Origin of the sequence: Streptomyces sp. NPDC008313 (genome assembly GCF_042956125.1) — a bacterium.
Lineage (GTDB): Bacteria > Actinomycetota > Actinomycetes > Streptomycetales > Streptomycetaceae > Streptomyces.
Genome location: NZ_JBIBFR010000010.1, coordinates 56,217 through 77,708, shown reverse-complemented (window position 1 = coordinate 77,708; position 21,492 = coordinate 56,217). Strand labels below are relative to the sequence as shown.

The window sequence follows — 21,492 nt, the reverse complement described above, 5'->3', positions numbered from 1 at the left end:
ACACGCCCTGGGGCGAGGCCGTCAGCGCCGGTCCTCGCCCTGCGACGCCAGCGCCTCCGCGGTGGCCATCAGCGCCGCGCCGACGCCGGTCAGCAGGGAGCCGAGGCCGATGACCAGCGTGGTGAGGTGCCACGCCTGGTAGGCGGACATCAGCGAGCCGCGCAGCGACTCCCCCATGAACGCGGTCTGCCGCAGCCGGGACAGCTTCTCGTCGTCGTCACCCGCGGCGTACAGCTCCTCGGTGATCTCCGCGTACGTGCGGCCGCCGGTGGCGTGCGCGAGGTGGTCCTTGATCAGCTCGGCGTAGGCGTGCGCCTCCGGTCCGGTCTCCACCCGCCGGCCCGCGTACGCGGTGAGTCCGGCGGGCAGTCCCCGGCCGGGGAACGTGATCTTCTGGGCGGCCAGTTCTCCGCGGATCTCCTCGCGTCCGCCGCGGCCGCGCCACAGCATGACCGGACCGGCCACGGTCAGAGCCGCGCCGACCAGCCCCACCAGGGCCCCGGTCCCGCGATGCGCATCGTGCATGACGTGCCTTCCTCCGTGTTCGCGTGCGTACGTCTACATCTGTACCCGCATGTGCCGGTGACGGCCGGTCAGCGGTGGCTGAGGCGCAGCCGCCAGTCCCGCGGGCCGCGCTCCAGGTAGGTGACCTCGAACCGGCCGGGGTGGCGCTGTTCGATCTGGGCGAGCAGCGGGACGGGGTCGTGCGGGGCGACCAGCACCAGGGCGCTGCCGGACGGTACGGCGTCGAGGGCGCCGAAGACGGTGGCGTGCCGGATGGCGTGCGGGACCTCCCGGACGTCCAGCTCGGGCTCGGGCTCCTCGTCGCCGGCTCCGCAGGCGCACCCTCCGCAGCAGGCCTCGGCGTCCTCCTCGTCGTCCGGGGCGTCCCGCTCCGTCCGGGCGGGCCCGGACGCGGCGAGGGCCTCGCGCATGTCGCCGAGGAGAGCGGCCAGGGAGACGCCGGGGGTCACCGCGAGCAGCGGGAGCACCAGGCCGTTCTCCTTCGCCACGTGCTCCTCGAAGAGCACCTGGAGGGCGCGGGCCTCGGTCGCCGCGGCGGTGGGTCCCGTGGTGGTGCGCAGGGCGTCGACGAGGCCGATGAGGCAGTGGTGTTCGGCGATCAGGCTCTCGACGAGCAGCCGGGCGTCCACGGTGCCGTGGGCGGCGCGGTAGAGCGTCTCCTCCTCGGCGGTGGCGTGCGGCAGGATCTCCCGGTCGCAGAAGTCCACGAGGCCGTCACGGATGCGGCCGGCCGTGGCGGGGTCGCGGTCCGCGGCGGTGATCAGCATCGCCACGCGTCCGGCGAGTTCGCCCGCGAGACGGGCGTGATGGGTCTCGACGGCCTCTACGGCCGCCGCCTCCTTCGGGTCCGACGCGAGGGTGAGAGCGTTCATGGTGGTGCCTCCAGCTGATTCGGCCGGTCGGTCGACCGGCGCGGGCTGTGTACGGCCGTCCGCCGCGTCCGGGGCGTACCGGGGTGTGCCGGGTGACCGGCAGGGACCGGGGGGCGCCCGGCCGGGCCGACGGAGCGGGCACCGGAACGGAGGCGTCGGGGTCGCGTGTCCGGCCGCCGCGAGGCGACCGGACATGAACGGCCCGGGAGGTACGCCGCGTCCGCCTCGGCCCTCGGTGAGAGAAGACACGGGCAGCGGCCCGACGCGGCGGTCCGTGTCACCTCCCGGCCGGTCACTGGCCAGTATCACGGCGCCGCGGGCGCCGGCACCGGGGCCGAGCGGACCTTCCCCCTGGGCCGCTCGTCCCCTCTCGGCCCCCGGGGCGGGGCCGACCGGCGGTCCGGGTGGGGCGCTTCGGCCCCGGTGCCGGCGCGCGGGCCCGTCTAGCGTTCCCGTGCATGGACCACGACGGACGCACCGACGTGCCGGCGCCGCCGCGCCGGTGTGCCCGTCGACCGGCCGCGGAAGGACGACGCACGTGATCTTCGAAGACCTCCGCACGGCCTGGCGCAAGGATCCGGCGCTGCGCGGCGCGCACGCCGTCGAGGTGCTGCTGTATCCGGGGCTGTGGGCGATCTGGGCACACCGGGTCGCCCATCGGCTGCACCGGCTCGGCATGCCGCTGGTGCCGAGGTTCCTGTCGCAGGTGTCCCGCGCGGCGACCGGGATCGAGATCCACCCGGGCGCCGTCATCGGCCGCCGCTGCTTCATCGACCACGGCATGGGCGTGGTCATCGGCGAGACCGCCGTGCTCGGCGACGACGTGATGCTGTACCACCGCGTGACCCTCGGCGGCACCGGCTGGTGGGCCGCGCCCGTCGCGGGCGGGCGGCGGCATCCGGTCGTCGGAGACCGGGTCGTCCTCGGTGTGGGATCGACGGTGCTGGGGCCGGTGCGGGTCGGCCACGACTCGGTCGTCGGCGCGCACGCCCTCGTCGTCCGGGACGTCCCCGCCCACTCCACCGTGCGTGCCGCGCTGCCGGACACCATCACCCGCGTCCCCGACGCACCACGGCCCCTCGACGAGGGGCCCTCTTCGGAAAATGAGGACGAGCATGACGGCGATTCATCCCTCCATCACGGCGCTGATCGGCCGAACCCCGCTGGTGGCGCTGTCCCGGTACGGTGACGGCCTTCCGGCGCGGCTCGTCGCCAAGCTGGAGTCCGCCAACCCGGGCGGCAGCGTCAAGGACCGCATCGCGCTCGCCATGATCGAGGACGCGGAGGCCACCGGGGCGCTCCGGCCCGGCCAGCACATCGTGGAGCCGACCAGCGGCAACACCGGCATCGGTCTCGCCCTGGTCGCCGCCGCCAAGGGATACCCGGTGGTCTTCACGATGCCGGAGAGCATGAGCGTCGAACGGCGGAAGCTGCTGGGCGCGTACGGGGCCGAGCTGGTCCTGACCCCGGCGGCCGAGGGCATGGCGGGCGCGATCCAGCGGGCGGAGACGCTGGCCGAGCGGCGCGGCTGGTTCATGCCGCAGCAGTTCCGCAATCCGGCCAACCCCGACGCGCACCGCCGGACCACCGCTCAGGAGATCTGGCAGGACACCGCCGGGCGGGTCGACGTCCTGGTGGCCGGGGTCGGCACCGGCGGCACCGTGACGGGCGTGGGCCGGGTGCTCCGGGAGAAGAAGCCCGACGTCACCGTGGTGGCCGTGGAACCGGCCGAGTCGGCCGTGCTGTCGGGCGGTTCCGCGGGCCCGCACCGGATCCAGGGGCTCGGCGCGGGCTTCGTCCCCGACGTCCTCGACCCGGAGGTGTACGACAGCGTGTGCCGGGTGTCCCTCGCCCAGGCGCAGGCCGCGTCCCGCCGGCTGGCCCGTACGGAGGGCATCCTCGCGGGCGTCTCCGGCGGGGCCGCCCTGCACGCCGCCGCCACGCTGGCGCAGCGGCCCCGGCACCGGGACGCGCTGATCGTCGTCGTGCTGCCCGACACCGGGGAGCGGTACCTGAGCACCGACCTGTTCCCGCCCGTCGCGGAGCGCCGTCCGTGACCGCGCCCGTCGCACGGCCCGCGCCGCCGGTCCCGCCGTCCCCGCCGGTCCGCGGGCAGGGGCGGCGGGCCGGCCTGCTGATGACCGTGACCGGTCTCGTCGGCTGGCTGGCCTCCTTCCAGCTCACCCTGGACGACTGGCGCGTCCTGAAGGACCCGTCCTACCGGCCGCCGTGCAACATCAGCCCGGTCATCAGCTGCGGCAGCGTCATGTCCAGCGCCCAGGGCAGCGTGTTCGGCTTCCCCAACATGCTGCTCGGCCTCGGCGCGTTCGCCGCCGTCGTGGCCCTCGGTCTGGCCGTGGCCACCGGGTCCCGGCTGCACCGGGGGCTGTGGCTCGGGCTGAACGCCGGGGCGCTCGCCGGGGTGGTGTTCGTCCACTGGCTGATCGTCCAGTCGCTGTACGAGCTGAACCGGCTCTGCCCGTACTGCGGCGTGGTCTGGGTCGCCACCATCGCCCTGTTCTGGGGCGTGACCCTGCACAACCTCCGGCACGGCGTCATCCCCGTACCGGCGCGCTGCCGCATGGCGCTGCGCCTGGTGCTGGAGACGCACTGGATGCTGCTCGGCGGCTGGTACGCCGTCATCGCGCTGCTCGTCCTCACCCGCTTCTGGACGTACTGGAGCACCTTGCTCTGAGGGGGCCGCCCGGCCCTTCCCCCCGGGCCGTTCGGCCCCGTCACACCGGCGGAACGCCTGGTTAGGTTTACCTCAGTAAGGCCGACGGCCCACACCACGGCGTGTGGCGAGGGGCGGCAGGAAGCGAGGCACCAAGATGACGACGACGGACCACGGCCGGCCGGGCGGGCAGGCGGCGCCGGTACCCGGAGAGGGACTGGACACCGCGCGGATGCCCGGCCACTGGCTCCTGGCCCGGCTGGGCAAGCGCGTCCTGCGCCCCGGCGGGGTGGAGCTGACGGACTGGATGCTGGGCGCGCTGCGCATCGGCCGTGACGACCGCGTCGTGGAGCTGGCCGCCGGGCTGGGAGCCACCGCCCGGCGCACCCTCGGCCATGGCCCCGCCGCGTACACGGCCGTGGACCGGGACGCGGCCGCGGTGGCGCGCCTCGGAATGCTGACCGGCCCCGGCGGCACCGAGATCTGCGCGGTGCGGGCCGACGCCTCGGACACCGGGATGCCGGGCGGCAGCGCCACCGTCGTGTACGGGGAGGCGATGCTGACGATGCATCCGGAGCCCGCCAAGCGCCGCGTCGTACGGGAGGCGCACCGGCTGATCGCCGACTCCCCCGGCCGCTACGGCGTGCACGAGATGTGCCTGCTGCCCGACGACATCGACCCCGCTCTCGCGGAACGGATCGCCTCCGACCTCAAGGACGCCATCCATGTCGGTGCCCGTCCGCTGACGCCGGACGGCTGGAGCGAGCTGCTCACCGCGGAGGGCTTCACCGTCACCGCCGTCAGGACGGCGCCGATGGCCCTGCTGGAGCCGCGCCGGCTGATCGCCGACGAGGGTCTCGCGGGCGCGCTGCGGATCGTGTTCCGGGCCCTGCGGGACCCCGCCGCCCGGCACCGGGTCCTGCGCATGCGCCGCGCCTTCCGTCACCATCGGGCGCATCTGGGCGCGATCGCCCTGGTCGCCGTCCCCACCACCCCCACGTCCTGAGCCCACGTCCTGAGGAGACACCCCGTGACCGCCACCGACATGCCCCCCGCCGAGACGTCCGCCACCGTGTTCGGCGACCTGGCCGCCGAACTCCCGCTGTCCGAGGACGGCACCCTCAGCCGCGTGCTGTACCGCGACGACCGGGTGCGCGTGGTCGGCTTCTCGTTCGCCGCGGGCGAGGAACTGACCGAGCACACCTCGGCGCTGCCCGTGATCATCCAGGTCGTCCAGGGCCGTCTTGACCTCGTCCTGGGCGACCGGAAGACGCAGGCCGTGCCCGGCACCTGGGTCCACATGCCCGCCCGCATGCCGCACTCCGTGTACGCCGTCGAGCCCTCCGTCATGCTGCTGACCATGCTCGTGGCCGACCGGCCCGGCGCCCCGGCGGCTCCCGCGTCCGACGGCTGAGAGCGGTCCCGGCCGCCGGGCTCAGCCCAGGTCCAGGACGTCCCGCACCGGCCGGCGGGGCGTGGCCGGGCCCTGCGGGCCGTAGCCCAGGCGGAGCACCATCTGGACGCTGCCCCGGCCCGACACCGGGTCGCGGACCAGCGGGCGCAGGCCGGCGCTCTCCAGCGGGTGCGAGGTGAGCGAGGTGGCGAGACCCGCGAGGGTGGCCTCCAGCAGGACGCGTTCCAGGGCCTGCCCCGCGCACAGCCAGTCGGCGGGGGTGTCCTCGGGCGTGCTGAGCACCGCCAGATGCGGGTTCTTCTCGAACGCGGTGCTTCCCCGGTCGGCGACCTGCCTGCGTCCCGCGAAGTCCCGCCACGGGGCGCTCCCGTCCTTCTTGCGCGGCCCGAACGCGTACTCGGGTACGCCGTCGACCGCGGTGTCGGCGTCCGGGCCGAGCCGGGTCCAGCGCTCCAGGTCCTGTCGGGTGCCGGGGTCCAGCGCCTCCTGGTCCTCCGCGTCGTGGACGAGGTCCAGCAGCGACTCGACGTGCCAGGCGCCGGGAAAGACCAGACTCGCCCCCTCCTGTTCGGCGGCCGCCCGAAGGTCGTCCCGTACGTCCTCCGAGAGGTCGGTCTCGGCGAAGGGATGGCGGCTCGTGTGCCGCCGGCGGATCGCCGGGCGCAGCCGGGCGAGGTCGTCCGGGTCCCCCTCGGGCCCGGTGCGTCCGGCGAGGTGGACGGCGGCGAACAGCAGGGGCTCGGCGGGGTCGGGCAGGAGCGTGACCGTGGGGACGAAGCCGGCTCCGGCCGCCGCGACCCGGAGGTTGAACAGGGCGGCTCCGCAGCCGATGTGCAGAGCCCGGTCGCCGGGGTCCGAGCGCGGCATGGCCCGGTCCGCGTCACCGCGCAGCCGCAGGACACCCTCGTCGGCCGCGTACTGGAAGCGCCACGGCTGGGCGTTGTGCATGGACGGGGCCAGCGTGGCCTCGGTGACCAGGGTGACCACCGTCTTCGCGTCGACCTGCCGCATGGGCCCCGCCCTTCCTCGCCGCCGTCACCGGACCCCTCGGGCTCCCCGGGTACCCGGCGTACGGCCGGGCGCACACGCCCTCGCCCGCGCCCCGTGGCCGGCCGGCCACCTCCGATGGCGGAGGACAGCCGGGGGTGTGAGGGTGGAGAGGGGCCTTCACCTTATCCTGGAGCGACAGTGATCATCGGCATCGTCGGCGCGGGGAACATGGCCAGGGGCATCGGCACACGCGTCCTTTCGGGCGGTCACTCCCTGCGGGTGCACGACCGCAACCCCGGCAGGGCGGAGGAACTGGCCGGCGCCCTGTCCGAGGCGGTGGACGGGGCTGACGCGCGGGCGTGCGACGCGGACGGGGCCGCCGCCGCGGACGTCGTGGTGCTCGCTCTGCCCCATCCCGCCGGGCGCGAGGTGGCCGGTTCCCTCGGCTCCGCGCTGTCCGGCACGGTCGTCGTCGACATCTGCAACCCCGTGGACTTCGCCACGTTCGACTCACTGGTCGTACCGCCGGGCACCTCGGCGGCCGAGGAGATCGCGGCCGCCGTACCGCAGGCGCGCGTCGTCAAGGCCTTCAACACCACCTTCGCCGGGCCGCTCGTCACGGGCGTCGTCGCCGGACGGCCCCTGGACGTCTTCGTCGCGGGTGACGACGAGGCCGCCAAGGAGACCGTGTGCGCCCTCGTCACCTCGGGAGGCATGCGCCCCCTCGACGTCGGGCCGCTGCGCCGGGCACGGGAGCTGGAGGGCTTCCAGTTCCTCCACATGGCGTCCCAGGAACGCCTGGGCCTCGGCTGGTCGAGCGCCGTCACCCTCCTCCCCTAGGAAGGGGAGGAGCACGGAGGCGTGCGCCGGTGACGGGCCCGCTGGCGCCGGAGAACGTGAACGAGGTGACCCGTGTGCTGGACCTGAGCGGGGTGTTCGTCAACGGCACGCTCGGTGGGGTCCTGGCCCGCGACCGGCGTCTGGACCTGTTCGGCTTCCTGGCCATCGGCATCGTCTCCGGCCTGGGCGGCGGCATCACCCGCGACGCCCTCCCGGTGCGCGAGGAGACCGGTCTGCCGTACGCGAGCACGGCCGAGGCCGCCGACTCCTCCGGCCGGCAGGTGCCCGTGGCGCACGCCTGCGGCCACGACATGCACGTCACCTGCCTGCTGGGGGCGGCGGAGCTGATGGCGCGGGCCCGCGGTCCGTGGCAGGGCACCCTGCTGGCCCTGTTCCAGCCCGGCGAGGAACCCGGGGACGGCGCCGACCGGATGCTCGGCGACGGGCTCACCGGCCGGGTGCCCCGCCCGGACGTCGCCTTCGCCCAGCACGTGCTGCCCTATCCCGCCGGATGGGTCGGCACCCGCGCCGGGTCCTTCCTCTCCGCGGCGGACAATCTGCGGATCACCGTCCACGGCAGGGGCGCCCACGGGTCGGCACCGCAGGCCGCCGTCGACCCCGTGGTGATGGCCGCGATGATCGTCGTACGGCTCCAGACCGTCGTCTCGCGCGAGCTGGCCGCGACCCGGCCCGCGGTGCTCACGGTGGGCTCCGTCCGGGCCGGCACGAGCAGCAACGTCATCCCGGACTCCGCCGAACTGCTGGTGAACGTGCGCTCGTACGACGAGGGGACCCGCCGGACCGTCCTGGCCGCCGTACGGCGCATCGTCGGTGCCGAGTGCGCGGCCTCGGGGGCGCCGCGCGAGCCGGAGTTCGAGGAGGGCACCCGCTTCCCGCCGACCGTCAACGACGAGGCGGTGACGGCCGAGGTCTCCGCGGCCTTCCGGGAGGTCTTCGGGAAGGACGCGGGCACGGCCGAACTGCAGAGCTCCAGCGAGGACTTCAGCCGGATCCCGGACGCCTTCGGCATCCCGTACACCTACTGGGCCGTCGGCTGCGCCGACCCGGACACCTACCGGGACGCCCTGCGGCGCGGCACGGTGTCGCAGGACGTCCCCGTCAACCACAGCCCCCGCTTCGCCCCGGTCCTCCGGCCCACCCTCGACACCGGGGTACGTGCCCTGGTCACCGCGGCGCTCACCCGGCTCGGGAAGCCGGAGGGGGCGGGACGGTGAGGCGGCGCGGCGGGAGCGCCCCCGACCACGTGACCTTCGCCGCCGCACGGCCGATACTGGCGGGGATGCCTGCCACGCTCACCAGGAGGTACCCATGAAGATGCTCATCAACGTCGCGGAGACGGTGGTCGCGGACGCGCTGCGGGGTATGGCCGCCGCCCATCCGGAGCTGACGGTGGACGTGGAGAACCGGGTGATCGTGCGGCGGGACGCGCCGGTCGCCGGGAAGGTCGGGCTGGTGTCCGGCGGCGGATCGGGGCACGAACCGCTGCACGGCGGTTTCGTGGGCCCGGGAATGCTGTCCGCGGCCTGTCCGGGAGAGGTCTTCACCTCCCCGGTGCCGGACCAGATGGTGCGCGCGGCAGCCGCCGTGGACAGCGGGGCCGGGGTGCTGTTCGTGGTGAAGAACTACACCGGTGACGTGCTGAACTTCGACATGGCGGCGGAGCTCGCCGAGGACGAGGGCGTCCGGATCGCGAAGGTCCTCATCGACGACGACGTGGCCGTCACCGACAGCCTGTACACGGCGGGCCGGCGGGGCACGGGCGCGACGCTGTTCGTGGAGAAGATCGCCGGGGCCGCCGCCGAGGAGGGCGCGCCGCTGGAGCGCGTCGAGGCGCTGGCCCGGCAGGTCAACGAGAGCTCGCGCAGCTTCGGGGTCGCCCTGAGCGCCTGCGCCACACCGGCGAAGGGCAGCCCCACCTTCGACCTCCCGCCGGGAGAGCTGGAGTTGGGCGTCGGCATCCACGGCGAGCCGGGCCGCGAGCGCCGGGCCATGATGACCTCGCGGGAGATCGCCGACTTCTCGGTGCACGCGATCCTGGAGGACCTGAACCCGCGCAACCCCGTCCTCGTCCTGGTCAACGGCATGGGTGCGACGCCGCTGCTGGAGCTGTACGGCTTCAACGCGGAGGTGCAGCGGGTCCTGACCGAGCGCGGCGTGCCGGTCGCCCGCACGCTCGTCGGCAACTACGTCACCTCCCTGGACATGGCGGGCGCCTCGGTGACGCTGTGCCAGGCCGACGAGGAGCTGCTGCGGCTGTGGGACGCGCCGGTGCGGACGGCGGGTCTGCGCTGGGGCATGTGAGCGGAATCAACGCACGTACCACGCAAGGAGATTCTGTGCTCGACACCGATTTCTTCCGCCGTTGGATGACGGTGGCCGCCCGGTCCGTGGACCGGGAGGCGGACCGCCTGACCGACCTGGACTCGCCGATCGGCGACGCCGACCACGGAAGCAACCTGCAGCGCGGGTTCAACGCCGTGGTGGCCACGCTGGAGAAGGAGGCGCCGGAATCACCGGGTGCCGTGCTCACGCTCGCGGGGCGGCAGCTGATCTCGACGGTCGGCGGCGCGTCCGGGCCGCTGTACGGGACCCTGCTGCGCCGCACCGGCAAGGCGCTCGGGGACGCGGCCGAGGTCGGTGAACAGCAGTTCGCGGACGCGCTGCGCGCCGGGGTGGACGCCGTGCGACAGCTCGGCGGGGCGGCGCCCGGGGACAAGACCATGATCGACGCGCTGGTGCCGGCCGTGGACACCCTGGGCGAGTCGTTCGCGGCGGCGGCCGCCGCCGCCGAGGAGGGCGCGATCGCGACGACGCCGCTGCGGGCCCGCAAGGGCAGGGCCAGCTATCTGGGCGAGCGCAGCGTCGGGCACCAGGACCCCGGTGCCACGTCGGCGGCGCTGCTCGTCGCGGCTCTCGTGGAGGCCGCCGATGAGTGACGGCGCGGAGCGGACCGGCACGGAAGGGCTGGTCGGGATCGTCCTCGTCTCCCACAGCGCCGCCGTCGCCACCTCGGTGGCCGAGCTGGCGAGGGGACTCGCGGGCGGCGGCACGACGGCACCGGTGGCAGCGGCGGGCGGTACCGAGGACGGCGGCCTCGGTACGAGTTCCGAGCTGATCTCGGCGGCGGCCGCCTCGGTGGACCGGGGCGCCGGGGTCGCCGTGCTGATGGACCTGGGCAGCGCCGTCCTGACGGTGAAGGCGCTGCTCGCGGAGGGCGGCGAACTGCCCGCGAACACCGTGCTGGTGGACGCCCCCTTCGTGGAGGGCGCCGTCGCCGCGACGGTCACGGCGTCGGCGGGCGCGGACCTCGCGGCGGTGCGGTCCGCCGCGGCGGAGGCGTACGCGTACCGGAAGGAGTGACGCGGCGGTCCGACGGGCCACGCGGTCGGATGGTCCGGGCCGAGTCGGCCCCGGCCACCCGACCGCCCTGCCCGGCGCGGGATCAGCGACGACAGCGGGTCCGCGCCGTCGGCATGAACTCGTGTGCGCGCACGGCGAGTTCATGCCGCGTCGGCCACCAGCATACGGAGCCGCCCGGCGGCCATGCGAGGGGCTCCCCCTTGCTGCGGTTCCCCGGACATGGCATACAGGTACAGACCAATCCCGGCGTGGGGAGGCTGTGCCGTGCGACGTGTACTCGTCGGGGTGTGCTGCGGCTCGCTGCTCGCCCTGGCGGCCTGCGGACCGGGCGGGCAGGACGACGGGCGCGGCGGACGGCCACCCCCTGCCCCGGCGGGCGTCACGGCCGCGGCGGGCAGCGCGACCACGGTCCACGTCATGTGGAACCGGCCCGGCGGCGACGCCGGAATCACGGGATACGAGGTGTACCGCGGCACCACCCGGGTCGCCCGGGTCCCCGGCGCGGAGCACATGGTGGACGTCACCGGCCTGCGGCCGTCCACCCGCTACACCTTCACCGTCCGGGCCCGGAACGCGGACGGGGACCTCGGGCCCGCGGGCGGACCGGTGCGCGCCACCACGCCCGCCGCGGTCGCGGCCGACGGCGCGGCGCCGACCCGCCCGGGCCGGCCGCACGCGCGGGCGGCCGGGAGCAGGGCGGTCCAGCTGTCCTGGGGGCGTTCGACGGACGACCTCGGCGTGGCCTCGTACGACATCCTCCAGGGCGGGACGAAGATCCACAGCGTGGGCGGCGCGCAGACAGCGGCCGTGGTCACCGGGCTGCGCCCAGGTACCCGCTACTCCTTCACCGTGCGGGCCCGGGACGCGGCGGACAACGTCTCCCGGGCGAGCGCGGCCGTCCGGCTCACCACCCCGCGCGACGCCGACGGCGGCCGCGGCACGGCACCGACGGCCCCCACCGGTTTCCGCGCGGGGAGCCACCGGGCGGACGGCGCCTACTACCTCGACCTGTCCTGGGACCCTCCGCGCGCCGACGGGGTGATCACGGAGTACCAGATCCGCCTGGACGGGCGGCCGGCCACCTCTCTGATGTGGGGCGGCAAGGCTCCCCGGGGCCGGGCCACGTACAGCTTCTACACCGGGCGCGAGTCCGGGGTCACCCACCGGGTGCGGCTGCGGGCGAGGCTCCCGGACGGCACCTGGGGGGCGTTCTCGGCGGAGCGGACGGTCACTACCGGGCGACGGGACCGTCCGGCGGAGTCATAGCCGCACCTCTAGGATGCGCGGCATGCACCATAGGAACACCGATGGGACCGCCTCCCCGGCGGCGCCGCTCGACCTGACACTGCTGCGCACCTTCCTCGCGGTGCACCGCGCGGGCTCGTTCACCGGGGGCGCCCGGCTGCTGGGACTGTCACAGCCGACGGTGACGACGCAGATGCGCGCCCTGGAGGAGCGGCTGGGCAGCGAGCTGTTCTGGCGGGTGCCGCGCGGCGTGCTGCCCACGCCGGCCGCGGACGAGCTGGCCGAGCGGGTCGCCGCGCCACTGGACGCCCTCGCCGAGGTGGCCGGCCACGGCTCGTCCGGCGAGGGCGAGCCGCCGGCCCCGGTCCGCGTGGCCGGACCGGCGGAGCTGCTGTGCACCCGGGCGCTGCCCGCGCTTGCGCCGCTCACCGAGCGGGGCGTGCGGCTGCGGATCGCCACGGGGCTCACCGACGACCTCCTCGACGGGCTGCTCGGCGGCCGGTTCGACCTGGTGATCGCCACGACCCGGCCGCGCGGCCGGTCCCTGCTCTCCGAGCCGCTGAGCGACGAGGAGTTCGTGCTCGTCGCCTCTCCAGGCTGGGCCGGTCGCATCGGCCTCGGACGGCCGGCCGAGGAGGGGCCCGCCGCCCTGCGCGGGGTGCCGCTGGTGACGTACGCCGAGGATCTGCCCATCGCCCGCCGCTACTGGCGGCACGTCTTCGGCACCCGGCTGACCGGGCCGGCCGCGGTCACCGTCCCGGACCTGCGGGGCGTGCTGGCGGCGGTGGCCGCCGGCGCGGGCGTCACGGTCCTCCCCCGCTATCTGTGCGCGGACGAACTCGCCTCCGGCGCCCTGGTCGCGCTGCTGTCGCCCGAGGACCCGCCGATCAACACCTCGTATCTCGTCCGGCGTCCCGGCGGCCGCGACCACCCGCACGCGGACCTCGTACGGGAGGAGCTGCTGCGGGCGGGGCGCACCTGGTGAGCGGCGGACGGGGCGCACGGTGAGCGGCCGGGCACGAGCGCGGGGCACGGGCGCGGATCACGGGCGGGCGTCCGCCGGACGACGGAGTCCGTCACCTGGCCGGGTGCCCTCCGGGTGCGGGCCCGCCGCGGGACACGTTGGCTTCCCCTGAGGCAGCACGGGCCCACCCGACCCCTGGCGGCACATCGGACGTCCCGCCGACCGTGCCGCCGGAGGGCAGCCACATGCGTACCACTCAGATACTTCTCCGCACCGGCCTGACCGCGGCCGCGGCCGCCGCGCTGCCGCTGACCCTGTCGCCCTCGGCCGCCGCGCGGACGTCGGGGATCTCGGTGAGCACCAGCGGATCCACCGTCTCGGTCACCACCAGCGCCTGCCCGAGCAACGGCAGCAGCTTCGGCAACGCCTCGCTGCTCTCCAGCGGACAGACGAGCTTCGCCCAGGGGCGCCAGGCGGCGCTCTCGGGGACGAGCGCCACCCAGTCCGCCGCCTGGTCGGGCGTGAGCCCCGGCACGTACACCGTCATCGTGGTCTGCCAGAACGGGACGACCGCCGGCACCCAGTCCATCGTGGTCTCCAGTCCGGCCCCCTCCCGCTCCCCCTCCCCGTCGGCCTCGCCCTCGCGCGGTGTCATGGGCGGGCTCGGCGGAGCCAGCAGGGACTACGGGACCGTCACCCTCGCGGGCGGTGGCGCCCTGGTCGCGGCGGGCGCCCTGGCGACGGCCTGGTTCCTGCGCCGCCGCACGAAGCCGCACCGCCCCTGACCGCGCCGCCTCTGACCGCGCCGCCTCTGACCGCACCGCCCCTGACCGCACCGACTCCGGCCGGGCCGCCGCCGCGCGTGCGGGCGGTGGGCGTGCGCGCGGCGGCTACTCGTCCGCGGGCAGGTGCGCGAACTCCTCCAGCGCGTGGGTGAGCCACTGGGTCCAGAAGGTCTCCAGGTCGATCCCGGCGCGCAGCACCAGGTGCTGGAGGCGGCTCGGCGCCGTGTCCCTGCCGGGCGGGAAGTCCCGCTCCTCGATCGCCTCGTACTCCGCCAGCTGCCGCCGGTGCAGCTCCAGATGGCGGCGCAGGTCGGCCTCGACGCCGGAGGTGCCGACCACGGCCGAGGCGCGCAGCCGCAGCAGCATGGTGTCGCGCATCGGCTTGGGGTCCTGGGACGCGGAGGTCCAGCGGGCCAGCTCGGCACGGCCCGCGGGCAGCACCTCGTAGCTCTTCTTCTGCCCCCGGGCCGGCTGCTGGTCCGCGAGCGCCCGGATGTACCCCTCGCCCTCGAGTTTCCCCAGCTCGCGATAGATCTGCTGATGCGTCGCCGACCAGAAGTAGCCGATCGACTTGTCGAAGCGGCGGGTCAGTTCGAGCCCCGACGACGGCTTCTCGAGCAGGGCGGTGAGGATCGCGTGCGGGAGTGACATGGAGTCATCCTAGGGAGGCGCCGAAGCCGTCGTCCGGAGCCGTCACCCGGCTCCGGACGACGGCTCCCGACGACGGCCCCGGCGGATTTTCTACAGCGCAGCCGCGAGTTCGGTGCCCTGCTTGACGGCGCGCTTGGCGTCGAGTTCGGCGGCGACGTCGGCGCCCCCGATGAGGTGCGCCTCGCGGCCCGCCGCGCGCAGTTCCTCGTACAGGTCGCGGCACGGGTCCTGTCCTGTGCACAGGACGACGGTGTCGACCTCGAGCACCTGGGAGACCCCCTCGACGGTGATGTGGAGGCCCGCGTCGTCGATCCGGTCGTAGCGCACTCCGGGGATCATGGTGACGCCGCGGTGCTTGAGTTCGGCGCGGTGGATCCAGCCGGTGGTCTTGCCGAGCCCGGCGCCCACCTTGGACGTCTTGCGCTGCAGGAGGTGGACGGTGCGCGGGGGCGCGGGCCGTTCGGGCGCGGCGAGTCCGCCGGGCGCCCGGTAGTCCATGTCGACGCCCCAGTGCCGGAAGTACGTGGCAGGGTCCTCGCTCGCCTTGTCACCGCCGTCGGTCAGGAACTCGGCGACGTCGAAGCCGATGCCGCCCGCGCCGAGGACGGCGACGCGCTCGCCGACGGTGGCGGTGCCGCGCAGGACGTCGAGGTAGCCGACGACGGTGGGGTGGTCGGTGCCGGGGATCTCGGGGACGCGCGGGCTGACGCCGGTGGCGACGACCACCTCGTCGTATCCGGCGACGTCCGCCGCGGTGACGCGGGTGTTCAGCCGGACATCGACCCCGTGGTCGCGGAGCTGGGTGCGGAAGTAGCGGATCGTCTCGTCGAACTCCTGCTTGCCGGGAACCCGGCGGGCCACGTTGAGCTGGCCGCCGATGGCGTCGGCCGCGTCGTAGAGCGTGACGTCGTGGCCGCGCTCGGCGGCGTGGACGGCGCAGGCGAGTCCGGCGGGCCCGGCGCCCACCACGGCGACGCGCTTGCGCAGCCGGGTCGGAGCGAGGACGAGTTCCGTCTCGTGGCAGGCCCGCGGGTTGACCAGGCAGGAGGTGATCTTGCCGCTGAAGGTGTGGTCCAGGCAGGCCTGGTTGCAGCCGATGCAGGTGTTGATGGCCTCGGGGCGCCCGGCCTCGGCCTTGGCCACGAAGTCGGGGTCGGCGAGCATCGGCCGCGCCAGGGAGATCATGTCGGCGTGGCCCTCGGCGAGCAACCGCTCCGCGAGTTCGGGGGTGTTGATGCGGTTGGTCGTCACCAGCGGGACGGAGACCGCGCCCATGACCTTCTTGGTCACCCAGGCGTACGCGCCGCGCGGGACGGAGGTCGCGATGGTGGGGATGCGCGCCTCGTGCCAGCCGATGCCGGTGTTGATGATCGTGGCTCCGGCGGCCTCCACGGCCCTGGCGAGCGTGATCACCTCGTCGAGGGTCGATCCGCCGGGCACCAGGTCGAGCATCGACAGCCGGTAGATGATGACGAAGTCCTCGCCGACCGCCTCGCGCACCCGGCGGACGATCTCGAGGGGGAAGCGGGTGCGGTTCTCGTACGAGCCGCCCCAGCGGTCCTCGCGCCGGTTGGTGTGGGTCGCGATGAACTCGTTGACGAGGTAGCCCTCGGAGCCCATGATCTCGACGCCGTCGTAGCCGGCCTCGCGGGCCAGCAGGGCCGCGCGCACGTAGTCGTCGATGGTCTGCTCGACCTCGGCGTCGGTGAGCGCGTGCGGCGCGAAGGGGCTGATCGGCGCCTGCAGGGCGCTCGGCGCGACCAGGTCCTGGTGGTAGGCGTACCGGCCGAAGTGCAGGATCTGCATCGCGATCCTGCCGCCCTCGCGGTGCACCGCGGCGGTGACCACGGCGTGCTGTCCGGCCTCCGCCTCGGTGGTCAGCTTGGCGCCGCCCTCGTAGGGTCGCCCCGCCTCGTTCGGGGCGATGCCGCCGGTGACGATGAGGCCCACGCCGCCGCGGGCCCGGGCGGCGTAGAACTCCGCCATGCGCTCGAACCCGCGATCGGCCTCCTCGAGGCCGACGTGCATGGAGCCCATGATCACGCGGTTGGGCAGGGTGGTGAAGCCCAGGTCGAGCGGGCTCAGCAGGTGCGGGTAACGGCTCATCGGCCCCTCCGTACGCGGTGTCGTGGTCTCTGTTGTAGACGACGGCTCGCGCCTTGTGCAACTAGTTGCATAAACGGAAGGGGCCGATGTGAGGCAGGCAACGCCGGGGCCGGGCTCGGCCGGCCCCTGGACGCCGGGCAGCGGCTACCCCTTGGTGCCGATCACGACGGTGGCGTACAGCTCGTCCGAGGTGACCGCACGCGCGTCCAGGCCGCCGGCGGTGAAGGCCGCCAGCGCCCGGTCCACCTGGCGTTCGCTGGTCTCGACGAGGAGATGGCCGCCGGGGGCCAGCCAGGGGGACGCCCCTGCCGCGACGCGCCGCAGGACGTCCAGGCCGTCCGCTCCTCCGTCGAGGGCGACGAGCGGTTCGTGGTCGCGGGCCTCCGGGGGCAGCAGGCCGACCTCGCCGGTGGGGACATAGGGCACGTTGGCGGTCAGGACGTCGACGCGTCCGCGCAGCGCGCCGGGCAGGGCCGCGTAGAGGTCGCCCTCGTGGACCCGGCCGCCGAGGGGTGCCACGTTGCGGCGGGCGCAGCGGACCGCGGTGGGGTCGATGTCGGCGGCGTGCAGCACGGGGCGGCCGGCACCGGTGGCCAGGGCCGTGGCGAGGGCCGCGCCGACCGCGCCCGACCCGCAGCACAGGTCCACGACGACCGAGGCGCCCCGCGCCAGGGCGACCGCCTGCTCGACGAGGAACTCGGTACGACGGCGGGGCACGAACACGCCCGTTTCCACGGCGACGCGCAGACCGCGGAACCGGGCCCAGCCCAGGACGTGTTCGAGCGGCAGTCCCCCGGCGCGCCGTTCCACCATGGCGGCGGCTTCGCCGGGGGTGCGGGCGGTGGAGAGGATCAGCTCCGCCTCGTCCTCGGCGAAGACACAGCCCGCGGAGCGGAGCGCGGCGACGACGGCCTCGGGGGAGGCGGAAGGGACCGGGGGAACGAAGGAAGGCATGGAGGGCGGGGAGCCTTTCGAGAAGCCGAAGGGCGCTCCCACGGTCACCTACGGGCGGTGAGCCGCACTGCCTCGACAAGGGGGAAGCACCCGATCTGACACAGCGGTGATGGGTCCCACCTCCTCGGCGACTGCTCGACCGGGTACGTCCACGGCCGGAACGGTCACTGTACAGGAGCGCGTCACACGACCGGCCACGCCGTGGGCATCGGGTGCGCCGACCGCCCCGACCGGCGCAGTCGGTGAACTCGCTCCAGACGTACGTGAGTTGCCGCGTCCACGGCTCGGGTAGGGGCACACCCGGCCGGGGCGCCGGCCACCCGCTCGGCGCCCCGGGGGACGGCCGCCCGGCGACCGCGCGTCCTCCGGCGGGCGGTCGCCCGGGGACGCGCGGCGGGGCCCTGGCAAGGCGCCGGGGACACGGTCACTCCCAGTCCCACGCCACGCCCACGAGTCCAGGATGGATCTCCGGTTCCACGAGGTGCACCGTGCCGTGCGCGTTCAGTGTCAGCTCCGCAGCGAACTCCCAGGGCGCCTGCACGGAGGGCCGGCCGAACCGCCGGCACCGCACCGGCAGCGCCGACCGGTCGAAGGCGACCTGCAGCACGTATCCCCCGCCCCCGTACGTGAAGCCCCGGTGGTACTCACGGCTCGGCTCGCCCGTGCCGTCCTCGAAGCGGTAGCGCAGCACCGCCGTGTCGCCCACCGCCAGCCGTGCGTCCAGCAGCAGCTCCGCGACGACCAGTCCGGCCTCCGGCGCCCGCCGCACCCGTCCGATCCTGCAGTTCTCCAGGCCCGCCACCCGTACCCGCCCGGTGTCGCAGCCGGACTCTCCGCAGTGGATCGCCAGATAGCGGTCCACCCCGTCCCGGTGCGCCCGCACCGCGTGCTGGGCCTCGCGGGCGGCGAGGCGCCGCTCACCGTCGATCTCCACCCGCTCGCACTGCAGAACGGTGTGCAGACCGCCGTCCCGGGGCGCCTCCAGCTCGGCGAGCAGCCCTTCGAGCGCCGACCTCGCGCCGACCAGCATCCGCAGCGGCCGCGCCGCCGGGTGCTCGGCGGCCGCGCGCGGCCCGAGCAGCCGGGTCAGGGCGTGCTCCGGCAGCTCCAGCACCTCCTCCAGCGCGGTCACGGCGCGCAGCGACTCCGGGCGGTCCGGACGGCGCAGGCCGCGCTGCCAGTAGCTCAGGCTGGTGACGCCGACCGTGACACCGCGCTGCGCCAGCCGGTGCCGCACCCGGTGCAGCGCCAGCCCGCGGGCGGCCAGCGCGGCGCGCAGCGCCACCGGGAACGGGCCGGTGCGCAGCGCCTCGGCGAGCCGCGCCTCCGCCGCGCCCTGCGAGGCGTGGGAGGCGTGGGCGAGGTGCGAGGCATGTGAGGCCTGCGGTGCGGCGCCCGGCCCGGTACGTTCCGCTTCCGGCCGGTCACCTGCTGTTCTCGCCACGGGGGCCTCCTTTCGGCCCTTCGCACCCGCCGGGCGGGGTGAACGTTCACTTCCGGTCCACTGCCGGGCCCGGCGGAGCGCGATGTTACCAGCGGTAAAAGCAGCGCGGGACTCCCGCCGTTCACATGCGTACGCCGTCCGTTCACATCGGCGTCGGGGCCAGTATTTCAAACGTTGACCATGCACCGTCACTCCCTGATGCTCATCCGCAAGCGTCCGGACGCGCTCCTTCCCACCGGCCCCTCACCAGGGAGGACCGCCCCATGTCTTCCACCGCTCCACGCCCGCCGCGGCGACGCCGCACACGCGGGACAGCCCTCGCCGGCTGCCTGCTCGCCACCGCCCTGTCGCTCACCACGGCGAGCGCCGCCACCGCCGCCGCTCCCCGGCCCGCGGCCGCCGGCCCCGCGGCCGCCACGTCGGCGGCCGCCGACGGCTCCCTGCAGCTGGACATCACGATGCAGGCCCAGCAGCGGACCAACTGGTGCTGGGCGGCCAGCGGCGCCACCATCGCGTCCTGGCACGGCCACGACTACAGCCAGAACTCGTTCTGCGACGCGGCGTTCGGATACAGCCAGAACACGAGCTGCCCCAACGACCAGGCCACGCTGGCCAACGACCAGCGGGCGTACGACTGGATGGGCCTCAACCCCGGCTCCTACATCCAGGGCCGCCTCTCCTACTCGGGGCTGCAGAACGAGATCAACGCGGGCCGCCCGGTGCAGACCCGCATCCAGTGGAGCTCCGGGGGGGGCCACATGGAGGTGCTCTACGGCTACGACACCTCCCGGAGCTGGGTGTACTGGGGCGATCCGTGGCCAGACGACTACCGCTACAACTGGTCGACGTACGGCTACTACTCGAACAACCCGGACTTCGCGTGGACGCACACGCTCTACGGAATAGGGGCGTGAACGCCGTGAAGAGGATCCGTACGCTGGCCGCCCCGGCCGCCGCCGGGACGCTCGCCGTCACCGCGCTCGTGCTGGGCGGCGCCGCCACCGCCGTCGCCGCCTCCCCCGAGCCGCCCGCCTACAGCACCGGCCAGGTCGCCGCGGCGCGGGCCGCGGCCGGCAGCGACACCACGCTCGACGTGCTCGCCGACTTCTTCGCCCACGCCCCGGGGCACGGCGCCCCCGCCGCGTCCGCGCAGCGGTCCGGCGGATCCGGGAAGGCGCCGCGCCTCACCGGCGACGCCACCACCGTCTACACCCTGAACGCCGACTTCGTCGCGGGGCACAAGGACGCGCCGGTCGCCGAGCCGGCGTTCGTCGCCACCGACGCGGTCTCCGCGACGGGCCGGACCGCCTCGGTGTGGAGCATGCGCACCAAGGACGGCTGGCAGGTGGTGAACATCGCCAGCGGCACCGACGAGACCGCGTACGCCGCCAAGGCGCACGGCGGCGGCACGGTGTTCCGCGAGCCGCAGATCAACGCCTGGTACGTGCTGCGCGGCAACCGGGTGCTGCCGCTCAACACGGAGGCGCGGGCCTCGGTCGGCGACCACGGCACCACCGTGGCCCGTTACCGGCGTCTGGTCCACAAGGCGTACGGCTCCCGGCAGGCCGGTTCGCAGTACGACCGCGACGGCTACGCGGGCGGGTTCGGCAAGGCCTCCGTCCGTGCCGCCACCACCGCCGCCGCGGACACCGGGCGGGAGTCCGGCACCGACGCCGGCACGACGGCCGGCCTCGGCACCGCCGGCGCCGCGCTCGCTCTCGGCGTGGTCCTCGCCGGGCGGAGGCTCGCACGGGGCCGATGAGACCCGGGGGCGCGGTGACCTGACCCGCCGCGCCCCCGAGGAAGCGCGTGCCGACGGCCCCCACGGATCGCCGGCACGCCGGGGGACGGGACGGGTTCCCGGACGACTGCACCGTCCGGGAACCCGTCCCGACGCCCCTGCCCCACCGGCACCGCCCGACCACCCTGCCCCTCGGAGCACGCCCGCCCCGGCAACGCGTACCGTTGACCCGGTACGCACCGATTCAACCGGCGGGCCGCCCGCGGACGGCCTGGAGGCACCACCGTCATGAACGTCACGCGAGGCTTCACCGGCCGCCCGCGCGTCCACAACCCCGGGCTGCCGCCCGGCCAGTACGACGCGGGCGACGACTGGCCCGTCCTGTCCGCCGAGGTCACCCCCGCGCTGACCCCCGCCGACTGGACCTTCCGGGTCGACGGCCTGGTGTCCGGCCCGCGCACCTGGGACTGGGCCGGGGCGCACGCGATGCCCGCTTCGGCGTACGAGGGCGACATCCACTGCGTGACGGGCTGGTCGAAGTTCGGTGTGCGCTTCGGGGGTGTCTCGCTGGACGCGTTCCTCGACCGGGCGCGCCCGGACGCGTCCGCCACACACGCCGTCGCCCGCTCCCACACCGGGTACACGGCGAATCTGCCGCTGGCCGACCTGACCGGCGGGCGCGCCTGGATCGTGTGGGAGTACGACGGGGAGCCGCTGCCCGCCGAGCACGGCGGGCCGGCACGGCTGATCGTGCCGCACCTGTACTTCTGGAAGAGCGTGAAGTGGATCGCGGGCCTGCGCCTCCTCGGTCACGACGAGCCGGGCTTCTGGGAGCGCAACGGCTACCACGCACGCGGCAACCCCTGGGAAGAGCAGCGCTACTCCGGTGACTGAGACCTCCGCATC

23 protein-coding genes are annotated in these 21,492 nt (G+C 74.8%); 16 read left to right on the top strand and 7 right to left on the bottom strand.

What is annotated here, in order from left to right:
- Window positions 1-21: 21 nt before the first annotated feature.
- Both ACFY93_RS15370 and ACFY93_RS15365 read right to left on the bottom strand, forming a co-directional pair.
- On the bottom strand, window positions 22-525 hold the full coding sequence (locus tag ACFY93_RS15370) for a hypothetical protein (protein ID WP_391358247.1): 504 nt from the start codon (window positions 523-525) through the stop codon (window positions 22-24).
- Between the two features lie 68 nt (window positions 526-593).
- On the bottom strand, window positions 594-1,397 hold the full coding sequence (locus ACFY93_RS15365) for a DUF2249 domain-containing protein (protein WP_391358246.1): 804 nt from the start codon (window positions 1,395-1,397) through the stop codon (window positions 594-596).
- Between the two features lie 538 nt (window positions 1,398-1,935).
- Here ACFY93_RS15365 and epsC point away from each other — a divergent pair.
- The 5 genes from epsC (at window position 1,936) to ACFY93_RS15340 (ending at window position 5,485) form a co-directional block, all read left to right on the top strand.
- Window positions 1,936-2,586 carry a serine O-acetyltransferase EpsC gene (epsC, locus tag ACFY93_RS15360; protein WP_391358244.1) on the top strand — a complete coding sequence of 217 codons (651 nt, stop codon included), beginning with the start codon at window positions 1,936-1,938 and terminating at the stop codon, window positions 2,584-2,586.
- Window positions 2,513-3,454, top strand: coding sequence for a cysteine synthase A (cysK, locus tag ACFY93_RS15355; RefSeq protein ID WP_391358241.1), 942 nt, complete (start codon window positions 2,513-2,515; stop codon window positions 3,452-3,454). The genes epsC and cysK overlap by 74 nt, the downstream gene beginning before the upstream one ends.
- A complete protein-coding gene (locus ACFY93_RS15350; RefSeq protein WP_391358239.1) occupies window positions 3,451-4,092 on the top strand; it encodes a vitamin K epoxide reductase family protein in 642 nt (213 codons plus the stop codon). The genes cysK and ACFY93_RS15350 overlap by 4 nt, the downstream gene beginning before the upstream one ends.
- Window positions 4,093-4,228: 136 nt before the next feature.
- Window positions 4,229-5,077, top strand: a complete 849-nt coding sequence (locus ACFY93_RS15345) for a methyltransferase domain-containing protein (protein ID WP_391358236.1) — start codon at window positions 4,229-4,231, stop codon at window positions 5,075-5,077.
- A 24-nt stretch (window positions 5,078-5,101) separates the two neighbouring features.
- Window positions 5,102-5,485 carry a cupin domain-containing protein gene (locus ACFY93_RS15340; protein ID WP_391358234.1) on the top strand — a complete coding sequence of 128 codons (384 nt, stop codon included), beginning with the start codon at window positions 5,102-5,104 and terminating at the stop codon, window positions 5,483-5,485.
- A gap of 21 nt (window positions 5,486-5,506) precedes the next feature.
- On the opposite strand, the gene ACFY93_RS15335 is transcribed toward ACFY93_RS15340, so the two are convergent.
- Window positions 5,507-6,496: an Acg family FMN-binding oxidoreductase gene (locus ACFY93_RS15335; RefSeq protein ID WP_391358231.1), complete on the bottom strand. Its 990-nt coding sequence runs from the start codon at window positions 6,494-6,496 to the stop codon at window positions 5,507-5,509.
- A 177-nt stretch (window positions 6,497-6,673) separates the two neighbouring features.
- Here ACFY93_RS15335 and ACFY93_RS15330 point away from each other — a divergent pair, with 177 nt between their 5' ends.
- The 8 genes from ACFY93_RS15330 to ACFY93_RS15295 all read left to right on the top strand — a co-directional run bounded on the left by ACFY93_RS15330 (window position 6,674) and on the right by ACFY93_RS15295 (window position 13,690).
- Window positions 6,674-7,315 carry an NAD(P)-binding domain-containing protein gene (locus ACFY93_RS15330; RefSeq protein WP_391358228.1) on the top strand — a complete coding sequence of 214 codons (642 nt, stop codon included), beginning with the start codon at window positions 6,674-6,676 and terminating at the stop codon, window positions 7,313-7,315.
- Entirely contained in the window at window positions 7,285-8,550 is a 1,266-nt protein-coding gene (locus tag ACFY93_RS15325; RefSeq protein WP_391358640.1) for an amidohydrolase, read from the top strand. Before ACFY93_RS15330 ends, ACFY93_RS15325 begins: the two co-directional genes overlap by 31 nt.
- Before the next feature lie 94 nt (window positions 8,551-8,644).
- Window positions 8,645-9,637, top strand: coding sequence for a dihydroxyacetone kinase subunit DhaK (dhaK, locus tag ACFY93_RS15320; RefSeq protein WP_391358225.1), 993 nt, complete (start codon window positions 8,645-8,647; stop codon window positions 9,635-9,637).
- A gap of 35 nt (window positions 9,638-9,672) precedes the next feature.
- Window positions 9,673-10,272 (top strand): dihydroxyacetone kinase subunit DhaL, encoded by a 600-nt coding sequence (gene dhaL, locus ACFY93_RS15315; RefSeq protein WP_391358224.1) that lies wholly within the window; start codon window positions 9,673-9,675, stop codon window positions 10,270-10,272.
- Complete coding sequence (locus tag ACFY93_RS15310; RefSeq protein ID WP_391358221.1) at window positions 10,265-10,696, top strand: PTS-dependent dihydroxyacetone kinase phosphotransferase subunit DhaM; 432 nt, start codon at window positions 10,265-10,267, stop codon at window positions 10,694-10,696. Before dhaL ends, ACFY93_RS15310 begins: the two co-directional genes overlap by 8 nt.
- 219 nt (window positions 10,697-10,915) lie before the next feature.
- Complete coding sequence (locus tag ACFY93_RS15305) at window positions 10,916-11,962, top strand: fibronectin type III domain-containing protein (RefSeq protein WP_391358218.1); 1,047 nt, start codon at window positions 10,916-10,918, stop codon at window positions 11,960-11,962.
- Between the two features lie 22 nt (window positions 11,963-11,984).
- The gene (locus ACFY93_RS15300) at window positions 11,985-12,926 is read left to right on the top strand and encodes a LysR substrate-binding domain-containing protein (RefSeq protein WP_391358216.1); all 942 of its coding nucleotides are present in this window, start codon (window positions 11,985-11,987) and stop codon (window positions 12,924-12,926) included.
- 224 nt (window positions 12,927-13,150) lie between these two features.
- Window positions 13,151-13,690 (top strand): hypothetical protein, encoded by a 540-nt coding sequence (locus tag ACFY93_RS15295; RefSeq protein ID WP_391358213.1) that lies wholly within the window; start codon window positions 13,151-13,153, stop codon window positions 13,688-13,690.
- 105 nt (window positions 13,691-13,795) lie between these two features.
- On the opposite strand, the gene ACFY93_RS15290 is transcribed toward ACFY93_RS15295, so the two are convergent.
- The 4 genes from ACFY93_RS15290 to ACFY93_RS15275 all read right to left on the bottom strand — a co-directional run bounded on the left by ACFY93_RS15290 (window position 13,796) and on the right by ACFY93_RS15275 (window position 18,707).
- Complete coding sequence (locus tag ACFY93_RS15290; protein WP_391358210.1) at window positions 13,796-14,341, bottom strand: helix-turn-helix transcriptional regulator; 546 nt, start codon at window positions 14,339-14,341, stop codon at window positions 13,796-13,798.
- Between the two features lie 90 nt (window positions 14,342-14,431).
- A complete protein-coding gene (locus ACFY93_RS15285) occupies window positions 14,432-16,447 on the bottom strand; it encodes an FAD-dependent oxidoreductase (RefSeq protein ID WP_391358208.1) in 2,016 nt (671 codons plus the stop codon).
- 144 nt (window positions 16,448-16,591) lie between these two features.
- Window positions 16,592-17,401 carry a putative protein N(5)-glutamine methyltransferase gene (locus ACFY93_RS15280; protein ID WP_391358206.1) on the bottom strand — a complete coding sequence of 270 codons (810 nt, stop codon included), beginning with the start codon at window positions 17,399-17,401 and terminating at the stop codon, window positions 16,592-16,594.
- Between the two features lie 424 nt (window positions 17,402-17,825).
- Window positions 17,826-18,707 carry a hypothetical protein gene (locus ACFY93_RS15275; RefSeq protein WP_391358639.1) on the bottom strand — a complete coding sequence of 294 codons (882 nt, stop codon included), beginning with the start codon at window positions 18,705-18,707 and terminating at the stop codon, window positions 17,826-17,828.
- A gap of 401 nt (window positions 18,708-19,108) precedes the next feature.
- On the opposite strand from ACFY93_RS15275, the gene ACFY93_RS15270 reads away from it, so the two are divergent.
- The 3 genes from ACFY93_RS15270 (at window position 19,109) to ACFY93_RS15260 (ending at window position 21,480) form a co-directional block, all read left to right on the top strand.
- Window positions 19,109-19,759, top strand: a complete 651-nt coding sequence (locus ACFY93_RS15270; protein ID WP_391358204.1) for a papain-like cysteine protease family protein — start codon at window positions 19,109-19,111, stop codon at window positions 19,757-19,759.
- Window positions 19,756-20,607 carry a hypothetical protein gene (locus ACFY93_RS15265; protein WP_391358202.1) on the top strand — a complete coding sequence of 284 codons (852 nt, stop codon included), beginning with the start codon at window positions 19,756-19,758 and terminating at the stop codon, window positions 20,605-20,607. Before ACFY93_RS15270 ends, ACFY93_RS15265 begins: the two co-directional genes overlap by 4 nt.
- A 267-nt stretch (window positions 20,608-20,874) precedes the next feature.
- Entirely contained in the window at window positions 20,875-21,480 is a 606-nt protein-coding gene (locus ACFY93_RS15260; protein WP_391358199.1) for a molybdopterin-dependent oxidoreductase, read from the top strand.
- Window positions 21,481-21,492 lie beyond the last annotated feature (12 nt).